This is a genomic window from Micromonospora sp. DT68 (assembly GCF_049847245.1).
Lineage (GTDB): Bacteria > Actinomycetota > Actinomycetes > Mycobacteriales > Micromonosporaceae > Micromonospora > Micromonospora profundi.
Genome location: NZ_JBNCNZ010000040.1, coordinates 1 through 8,405 on the forward strand (window position 1 = coordinate 1; position 8,405 = coordinate 8,405).

The following is an 8,405-nucleotide window of genomic DNA, read 5'->3' on the forward strand; positions in this document are numbered from 1 at the left end:
CCGACCTCGTCGCCCAGCACTGGAACAGCTGACCCCACCCGCATGACGCACTGACTGATGGCCGGCACCCCCCAACAAGAGGGGTGCCGGCCATCGGCATGACAATGCACGACCGATGGCCGGCGCCTCGAACCCGAAGGTGCCGGCCATCGGCATGACAGCCACGACTGAGGGCCGGTGCACCCCGAATCAGGTGCCGGGCAGGGCATACACGCACCCCGAAGATCGGCCATGCCGGGCAGCGGCACACGCAAGGTGAGGGCGGCGCTGGGGGCGTACACCTGGGGTTGTCAGGTCTTTGCGTGGTTGTGGCTGCGGAAGATGTCGATCAGCGCGGCGACCAGCGCTAGCGCGATGATTCCGGCGGCGAGCAGGAGGGACGTCTCGAAGGCGGTGGTCCAGTTGCCGCGGCTGCCGGCGAGCGACGAGAAGAACATCGACCCGACGGCGGCGATGCCGGCGGCCGCGCCGATGCGTTGGCCGGTTTGGAGCATGCCGGCGCCGCTACCGGCCTGGGGTACGGGCACCTGGGCGAGGGTGAGTGTCTGATTGGGGGCGATGACCAGGCCGCTGCCGATGCCGGCGACGAGCAGCGGCCCGGCGGTGACCCAGGGTGCGGGGGCGTGCGGCCAGAGCTGCAGCGCGAGGACTGTGGCGGCCAGCCCGAGTACGACGGCGAGCAGGCCGATGGCCACCAGGGGGCGACCGAAGCGGTTGACGATGCGGCCGCCCAGCGCGGACGCGGCGGCCGAGCCGAGGGCGAACGGTGTGATGGCGATGCCGGCGACGAGGGCGCTGTAGCCGAGGCCGTTCTGGAGGAACAACGTGAAGATGAAGAAGATCGCTGTGAAGCCACCGAAGTAAACCAGCGCGATGATCGATCCCAGTGTGTACGACTGGAAGGTGAACAGCCGCAGGTCGAACAGGGGTTGGTGGTGTCGCGCGTACCGCCGCTCCCAGAGTCCGAACGCGACGAGCACAGCCAGGCCGGCAGGGATGAGTGCCCATTTCCAGGGGGTCCGCCACTGCTGCTGCTGCACGAGTGGCAGCAGGATCAGTACCACTCCCACGCCGAGCAGCAGCACCCCGATCGGGTCGAGCCGGCGTTGGCCGGTTTTTCCCAGAGGGCGTGCGGGCAGCAGGCGCCAGCCGAGGATCATGGCGGCGATGCCGACGGGCACGTTGACGAAGAAGACCCACCGCCATCCGTGTGCCTCGCCGCCGAGGGCGATGAGCAGTCCGCCGAGTAGCGGCCCGACGGCGGTGGAGATGCCGATCGTCGCGCCGAGCAGCCCGAACGGGCGGGCCCTTTCCGGCCCTCGGAACAGTTCCTGGATGAGCCCTGTCACCTGAGGGTTGACCACGCCTGCGGCGGCACCCTGGAGCAGCCGGGCGGCGACCAGCCAGGTGGGGGAGGTGGCCAGGCCGGCGAGGGCGCTGGTGGCGGTGAACAGCCCGATGCCCAGCACGAATGCGTTGCGCCGGCCCCGGGCGTCACCGAAGCGGCCGGCAGGCACGAGGACCAGGCCGAAGGTGAGCGCGTACCCGGAGAGGACCCACTGGAGGTCGCTTGGGGAGGCGTGCAGCGCGCGGTCGATGGAGGGCACCGCCACGTTGACGATGCTCACGTCGAGCAGCGTCATGAACGCGGCGACGAGTCCGACGCCGACGGCCTGCCAGCGTCTGCGTTCGTCCACCGCGTCACTCATCGTGCCCCCCGCTGATGGCCGATCACGCTTGCCTGACCGCTACCCGGGTCAGCGGGGGGCGAACCGTCGCGGGTGGAGCGACGGATCACGCCATCTGGCGGGCGCAGAACCGGGGGCCGAAGTCGAGCCCTGCCATCGGCGAGTCCTCGCGGTGCAGCAGGCCCTTCTCGGTGAGCATGTGCAGCGGTTCGTGCACCTGCTCCTCGGTGAGCCCGGACCCTTCGGCGATCAGATCCGGATAGGGCACCTGGCCGCGTGCTTCGAGGGTGGTGACCGCCTGGAACACCCGTTGCTCGATCTCCGACAGCTGCACCTGCTGCATGATCGCCTCCTTTGCTCGCCCGCCTCAGCGCGGACGGTTACGCCGCGTCGGTTACCCCCTGGGTAGCCGAAAATGCCCACCCGATCGGGCGGTCGGCGGGCCTGCCGTACCCCGTTCGGGTGGCGGGTGGTGCCCTAGGCTGCATCAGTGATCGTCTGGGATCTCGTCGTCGTCGGCGCCGGCCCCGCCGGGCTCTCCGCGGCACATGCCGCAGCCCGGGTCGGCCTTCGTACCCTTGTTGTCGAGCGGGCCGCGCACCCCCGGTACAAGACCTGCGGCGGCGGCCTGATCGGCACGTCCCTGGCGGCCGTACGGGACCGCATCGAGGTGCCCGCGGCCGACCGGGTGGACCGGGTGACGTTCACCCGCGACGGCCGCCGGGAGTTCACCCGCCGCAACGGCAGCCCGGTGCTGACGATGGTGCGCCGCGAGGAGTTCGACGACCGGCTGCGCGCGGCGGCGGTCGCCGCCGGCGCGCAGATGCGGGAACGGGTCGCGGTCCGCGCCATCGAGCAGGACCCCGAGGGGGTACGCCTGCGACTGGCCGACGGTACGACGCTCACGTCCCGTGTGGTGATCGGCGCGGACGGGTCGTCGGGGGTGACCGCCCGGCATGTGGGTGTGCGGTACCGGCAGGTGGATCTGGGGCTGGAGTTGGAGGTGCCAGTGCCGCCCGCCGAGCAGGAGCGCTGGCGGGGGCGGCTGTTGCTGGACTGGGGCGCGCTGCCCGGCTCGTACGCCTGGGTGTTCCCGAAGGGCGACCGGCTGACCGTCGGCGTGATCGCGGGCCGGGGTGCGGGGGAGGGGACCCGCGCCTACCTGCGGGAGTTCGTCGACAGGTTGGGGTTGACCGGGCTGCCGGCGGAGCACGACTCGGGTCACCTGACCCGCTGCCGCGAGGAGGACTCGCCGTTGCGGAGGGGCCGGGTGCTCGTGGTGGGGGACGCGGCCGGGCTGCTGGAACCGTGGAGCAGAGAGGGCATCAGCTTCGCGCTGCGCTCCGGTGAGCTGGCTGGCGCGGCGGTCGCCGACGGGGACCTGGCCGGCTACGAGCGTGCGGTCGCCGAGCGCCTGGCGCCGTCGATGCGGGCGGGGTTCCGGCTGCTCGACCTGTTCACCGCTCGCCCGACGGTGTTCCACGCCCTGCTGGCGACCCCGCCGGGGTGGCGGATGTTCGTCCGGTTCTGCCAGGGGCGGGCGGGCTTCGACGAGATGATGGACCGCCGACCGGTCCGGGTGGCGCTAGCGGCGCTGGAGCGGCTGCCGAACCCGCGCCGCGCGCAGCTCGCCGACGCGCCAGGCTGATCTCGCCCAGCTGATCCTGGTCAGCGGCGGCTCTTCAGTCGGTCCTTCACCAAACACCCAGGATCCTAGGACGCCTTACGCGACGTGCGCGGCGCCACGGCACAGCGCAGACCGCGCCAACCTGAAGTACTGGCGCGACGCAGGTGGGTCACCTGACAATGAGGCGGAGCAGGGGAGGTGCTGATGGCCGAGCAGCCGTTCACCGACGACGAGTACGCGTTCCTGCGCCACATCCGCTTCGGGGAGTTGCCGCCCGCCGTCCGTCCGGACGAGCGTGTCGCGCTGACCGAGACCGATCCCGGGCGTGACTCCCCACAGGGGTCCGAGGATCCGGTGCGCTGGAACGTGCAGGGCTGAGAAACGCGCGGCGGGCCGGAGGTGTCGCCACCCACGGCCCGCCGGTCGTGCCCTGCTGTCAGAAGACCGGTACGCCCTCGCGTACCAGCCGCCAGTTGGGCTGGAAGAAGTCGGCCGGGTCGATAGTGCCCCTGGCCTGCGCCCAGTCGATGAGCAGTTGGCGGATCTCCTGCTGAGCGTTGTAGACCTGCGTCTTCACGATGCCCGGGAAGTTGCCGCCGCCGCTGCGCCGGTAGTTGTTCACCGCCACCACGAACTGCGCGTTGTCAGCGACGGGGGTGTCGGTGCCCGGCAGCACCAGGCGGGTGATCCGCTGACCCACCGGCCGGGAGATGTCGATGTCGTAGTCCAGGCCGGAGATCACGTCGTAGTTGTAGTCCGGCACCGCAGGGTCGCTGATCTGCTCCGGGTCCACCGGGGCGCCCGGGGCGAGGGTGCGGAAGTACTTCGCCGAGAACTCCAGGTACGCGCGCACCTCGGCTCCGCTGAGCACGACCGCCTCGAGGGTGTTGTCGTACACGTACAGCCCTGCCACGTCGCGGATCTTCACGTCGCCGGCGGGGAAGACCGCCGTGCGACTGAACGGCGCCGCGATCGACAGCACCGGCAGATCGGCGTACGGGGTGCCGGCCAGCGCCGCGCCGACGACCTCGGTCTGCACGTGGTTGATGAAGTCAAGGATCGGCGTGTCCTTGTACCGTGACTCCGCCGCCGACAACTCCACCGTGGACTGGGCGACCACCTGGTTGACGTACGCCACGGTCTTCTGGTGTTGCCTGCGCACAGCGGCGAGGACCTTCGGGTCCTCGACCACGGTGTTGGTGTTCAGCATGGTGGCGGTCTTCCTGGTGATCGCCCACCGGCCACGCTCACGGGCGAGGGTGAAGTCCATCCGGGTGAGCCGCTGGCCCCACTTCGACGGCTCGGAGAGCAGCACCTGCGCGCCGGTCCGCTCGTTGGTGACGAACCGTTCCACCACCTCGTTGTGCGCGTGACCGAAGAGGATCGCGTCGATCCCCGGCACCTGCTGGGCGATCAGGGCCACCGGGTTCTCGTTGGGCAACTCCGGACCGTAGCTGGAGGTGCCGCTGTCGCCGCCGTGCGCGGAGATCAACACCAGGTCCGCGCCGCGCGCACGCATGACCGGCACCCACTTCGCCGCTGTGGCGATCATGTCGTCGAAACGCAGCCTGCCTTCGACGTTGCCCCGGTCCCAGATGGCCACGCCGGGGTTGGTGAGGCCGAGAATGCCCACCCGCAGGGCCGGCGCGGCGAAGCCGAGGGAGACCTTCTTGATGACGTACGGCAGGAAGGCCGGCTTGCCGGTCTTCGCGTTGACCGCGTTGGCGGCGAGAGCCGGGAAGCCGAGCTGGCGGATCCACAGGTCCAGCAGCGGCAGACCATAGTTGAACTCGTGGTTGCCGAGCGTCACCGCGTCGTAGTCGATGATGTTCATCGCCCGGGCCATCGGATGCTTCACGCCGGTCTCGGTGATCGGCTCCTGCTTGGCGTAGTACGTCGCCAGGGGCGTGCCCTGGATGGTGTCGCCGGCGTCCAGCACCAGCGTGGCCTTGCCACGTCGCTCGGCGCGGATCTGGTTGATGAGGGTGGCCAGCTTCGCCACGCCGACGTCGTTCTGCCTGCTGTCGTCGTACTCGGCGTCGCGGTAGTAGTCCCAGTTGTAGACGTTGCCGTGAGTGTCCGACGTACCCAGCAGGGTGAGGTCCCAGGTGCGCGGCCGGGCCGGGCCGCCCGCCTGCGCGGGGGCGGCGGCGATCAGCGGCGCGCTCGCCGCCGCGGCCGCGGCGGCGAGCACCCGGCGACGCGACGGGCCGGAGGGAGAGGTCATGTCGTGCCCTTCCATGGGGGTCGATGCGCCTCGTGAGCGCCTCGCGCACCATAACCAGAGCCGGTGGCTCCCGCCACGCCTGCCCGCCGGCCCTTGCGGTTTCCGCAGGCCACCGCGGGGTAGGGCAGTCAGGGACCGGAGCAGCGCCGCAGGAGGAGATGTCGGTGAGCAACGACCAGCACACCCCACAGGACCCGACCAGCCAGTACGGGCAGCAGTCCGGCCAGCCCGGCCAGCAGCAGACGCCGCCCGGCTCGACCGGCGAGATGACGCCCAAGCCGGACCACGGGGAGGAGTCGTACCGGGGCAGCGGCAAGCTCGACGGCAAGCGGGCGCTGATCACCGGCGGTGACTCGGGGATCGGCCGGGCTGTCGCCATCGCCTTCGCCCGCGAAGGCGCCGACGTGCTCATCTCGTACCTGAGCGAGGAGGAGGACGCCGACGCCCGGGAGACCATCCGACTCGTCGAGGCCGCCGGCCGCCGGGGCATCGCCGTCCGCGGCGACATCACCGACGAGGCGCACTGCCAGGAACTGGTCGACCGGACGGTACGCGACCTGGGCGGCATCGACATCCTGGTCAACAACGCCGCCTACCAGATGTCGCAGGACAAGGGCATCCTCGGGATCAGCACCGAGCAGTTCGACCGCGTCCTCAAGACCAACCTGTACGCGATGTTCTGGCTGTGCAAGGCCGCCGTTCCGCACCTGCCCGAAGGGTCGGCGATCATCAACACGGCGTCGATCCAGGCGTTCGACCCGTCGCCGCAACTGCTGGACTACGCCACCACAAAGGCGGGCATCGCGAACTTCACCAAGGCCCTCGCCGCCGACCTGGCCGAGCAGGGCATCCGAGTCAACGCGGTCGCGCCCGGTCCGATCTGGACGCCCCTGATCCCGGCCACCATGCCGAGGGAGAAGGTCGAGCAGTTCGGCACCGACACTCCGCAGGGCCGGCCTGGTCAGCCAGCGGAACTCGCGCCGGCGTACGTCTTCTTCGCGTCCCAGGAATCCAGCTACGTCACCGGCGAGATCCTGGGTGTCACCGGCGGTCGACCGACCAAGTGATTCGCCGCCGGGTGGGCGCCTTCTGGTCGCCCACCCGGCGGTGGCTGGGTCCTCGGTGTGGTTGTTCTTCGGTGGTGCGCTGGCCTGAGTCGGTGCCGCTCGCGTGTCATTGCGGTGCTGGGGCGGATGTGTCAGCGTGGCCAGGTGGCGAAGCGCCGCCGGACCTGCGCGACGTCGGTAGTGCTCAGCCCGTAGCGGCCGAAGCGCTTGTCGGACAACCGGTCGAGGTAACGGCCGGCGGCCCGCACGTCGGCCGGATCCAGGGCCGGATCGACCTGCCGGGCCAGCACCAGCAACTCCGTCACGTCGTAGTGCTCCAGGGCTGCCGCCACGTCGATGAAGTCACGGACCTCCCGCCTGTTGACCAACGCCGCGATCTTGTTGGCGACCAGGTCACGGACGTCCATCACCGGGCCGAGGTCCATCACCACCGGGCTCTGCCGCCGGTCGAGCCGGGCCAGGCTGAGCCGGATCTGCCGCCCGTCCCGGCTCACCACGAAGTCCTTCATGTCCTGCTCGTACCCGTCGAACAGGTCGGCCAGCTCACTGTCCGGGTCGGCGTCGGTGACGGTGAACCCGGCCCGCTCCAGCGCCACGCGTACCCCGGTGGAGGCAGCCGCGGCAGCGCCCTCCACGTCGGCGAACAGGTCGACGTCCTCCGTCGGGCGGGCGACCAACCCGTGCGCGGCCCAGGCCACTCCGCCACCCAACACGAACCGGTACGGTCCGGCGGCAGTCAACGCGACCCGGGCCACCTCCCGGTAGAACTCGTGCAGATGAGGCTCGGTCACGCCGCGCGCAGGCCGCGGTGCCGGCTCTCCCACGCCAGGCGTACGCCCCGGGGCAGGTTCAGCAGCCGCCACACCCGGCGCAGTGTCCGCCCGTTGATCAGCACCCGCAGGTCCTCGGCGCGGGTGGTCTCGCGCAGCACGTTCTCGTACATCCAGAGCAGCTGGTCCGGGTCGCCAAGATCGAAGGTGCGCTCGGCGTTCCACATCAACCGCACCGGCAGCTCCACCACGCCACGGGTCGGGCCGGACAGTTCCGCAAGCGTCCGCGCCACCACGGCAGGGCGACCCGGGCGGGCCAGGAAGGCCACGTCGGTCGCGGTGGGGGAGACGGCCTGCATGCTGTCAGGGTATCGCCCACCGGAGTCGGTGTCGCTCACCGCGCGCTGATCGCGGTTTTTTGGAGTTCAGCGTTCGGCTGGCCCGTCCGGTGCAAAAGGGCGATATGGGTCGAGGCTGGCGGTGGGAGGTGCTGTGCGGTGCGTCTGGTGGTCGATCATCGCCTGGATGGGCCGTTCATCGGCGGCCGGCGGCGGGACGCCTGGGTGGTATGTACGCTGGTGGGGTTTTCTGGGTGTGACCGGTGGCATCCTCAGGCCGGAATCGTGGCGGCCTCGGACGGGTTACATACCCTGACGATCGCAGTACCACCGGCCGCAGGCGCGCCTCGTGGAGGTGCATTGCCTGGCCCGATCGGCGCAGGGACGCACGACTGCCCGACCCCGACGCGGGATGCGCGACTGGCCGGCGCGGGTGGAATGCCTGGCCCGGCCCGGTGGTTGTAGACCTCCGAACGACCGTGGCGCCGGCTCGATGAGGCTGCCGATGGATGGCCCGTCCCCCGGGAATGGCTCCGGCCGCCGGGTGGTTACACATGGACCGGCCGCCAGAGGCGCCCCCGCGCCCAGCCGCCGTGAACGACCTTCCCCCCTGTTTTTGTGCAGCGCCGGACGAGGTGCTCACACCCGCGCACCGATCCCCCCGGGGTGTGTGGGTGTTTCCTACCCC

General features: G+C 70.6%; 8 protein-coding genes. 3 read left to right on the plus strand and 5 right to left on the minus strand.

Translation table 11 applies throughout. The features are described 5' to 3' along the window. Positions 1-290: 290 nt before the first annotated feature. Both ACPXB1_RS30425 and ACPXB1_RS30430 read right to left on the minus strand, forming a co-directional pair. A complete protein-coding gene (locus ACPXB1_RS30425; RefSeq protein ID WP_425736151.1) occupies positions 291-1,709 on the minus strand; it encodes an MFS transporter in 1,419 nt (472 codons plus the stop codon). An 85-nt stretch (positions 1,710-1,794) separates the two neighbouring features. Next, the gene (locus ACPXB1_RS30430; RefSeq protein ID WP_053659566.1) at positions 1,795-2,031 is read right to left on the minus strand and encodes a hypothetical protein; all 237 of its coding nucleotides are present in this window, start codon (positions 2,029-2,031) and stop codon (positions 1,795-1,797) included. Between the two features lie 147 nt (positions 2,032-2,178). On the opposite strand from ACPXB1_RS30430, the gene ACPXB1_RS30435 reads away from it, so the two are divergent. Together ACPXB1_RS30435 and ACPXB1_RS30440 are read left to right on the plus strand one after the other, a co-directional pair. Then, positions 2,179-3,336, plus strand: a complete 1,158-nt coding sequence (locus ACPXB1_RS30435) for a geranylgeranyl reductase family protein (protein ID WP_425736152.1) — start codon at positions 2,179-2,181, stop codon at positions 3,334-3,336. Positions 3,337-3,519: 183 nt separating this feature from the next. After that, complete coding sequence (locus ACPXB1_RS30440; RefSeq protein WP_167943892.1) at positions 3,520-3,693, plus strand: hypothetical protein; 174 nt, start codon at positions 3,520-3,522, stop codon at positions 3,691-3,693. A 58-nt stretch (positions 3,694-3,751) separates the two neighbouring features. Here ACPXB1_RS30440 and ACPXB1_RS30445 read toward each other — a convergent pair whose 3' ends face one another. Next, complete coding sequence (locus tag ACPXB1_RS30445) at positions 3,752-5,542, minus strand: bifunctional metallophosphatase/5'-nucleotidase (RefSeq protein ID WP_425736153.1); 1,791 nt, start codon at positions 5,540-5,542, stop codon at positions 3,752-3,754. A 164-nt stretch (positions 5,543-5,706) separates the two neighbouring features. Here ACPXB1_RS30445 and ACPXB1_RS30450 point away from each other — a divergent pair, with 164 nt between their 5' ends. Next, positions 5,707-6,609: an SDR family oxidoreductase gene (locus ACPXB1_RS30450; protein WP_425736154.1), complete on the plus strand. Its 903-nt coding sequence runs from the start codon at positions 5,707-5,709 to the stop codon at positions 6,607-6,609. 131 nt (positions 6,610-6,740) lie between these two features. On the opposite strand, the gene ACPXB1_RS30455 is transcribed toward ACPXB1_RS30450, so the two are convergent. Next, positions 6,741-7,400 (minus strand): nucleotidyl transferase AbiEii/AbiGii toxin family protein, encoded by a 660-nt coding sequence (locus tag ACPXB1_RS30455; protein ID WP_355596443.1) that lies wholly within the window; start codon positions 7,398-7,400, stop codon positions 6,741-6,743. Next, a complete protein-coding gene (locus ACPXB1_RS30460) occupies positions 7,397-7,738 on the minus strand; it encodes a hypothetical protein (protein WP_355596445.1) in 342 nt (113 codons plus the stop codon). Before ACPXB1_RS30460 ends, ACPXB1_RS30455 begins: the two co-directional genes overlap by 4 nt. Between the last annotated feature and the right edge of the window lie 667 nt (positions 7,739-8,405).

Coding starts and splice junctions, on each gene's coding strand:
- ACPXB1_RS30460 (WP_355596445.1), bottom strand. CDS start 7,738: ATGCAGGCCGTCTCCCCCACCGCGACCGACGTGGCCTTCCTGGCCCGC.
- ACPXB1_RS30425 (WP_425736151.1), bottom strand. CDS start 1,709: ATGAGTGACGCGGTGGACGAACGCAGACGCTGGCAGGCCGTCGGCGTC.
- ACPXB1_RS30430 (WP_053659566.1), bottom strand. CDS start 2,031: ATGCAGCAGGTGCAGCTGTCGGAGATCGAGCAACGGGTGTTCCAGGCG.
- ACPXB1_RS30445 (WP_425736153.1), bottom strand. CDS start 5,542: ATGACCTCTCCCTCCGGCCCGTCGCGTCGCCGGGTGCTCGCCGCCGCG.
- ACPXB1_RS30440 (WP_167943892.1), top strand. CDS start 3,520: ATGGCCGAGCAGCCGTTCACCGACGACGAGTACGCGTTCCTGCGCCAC.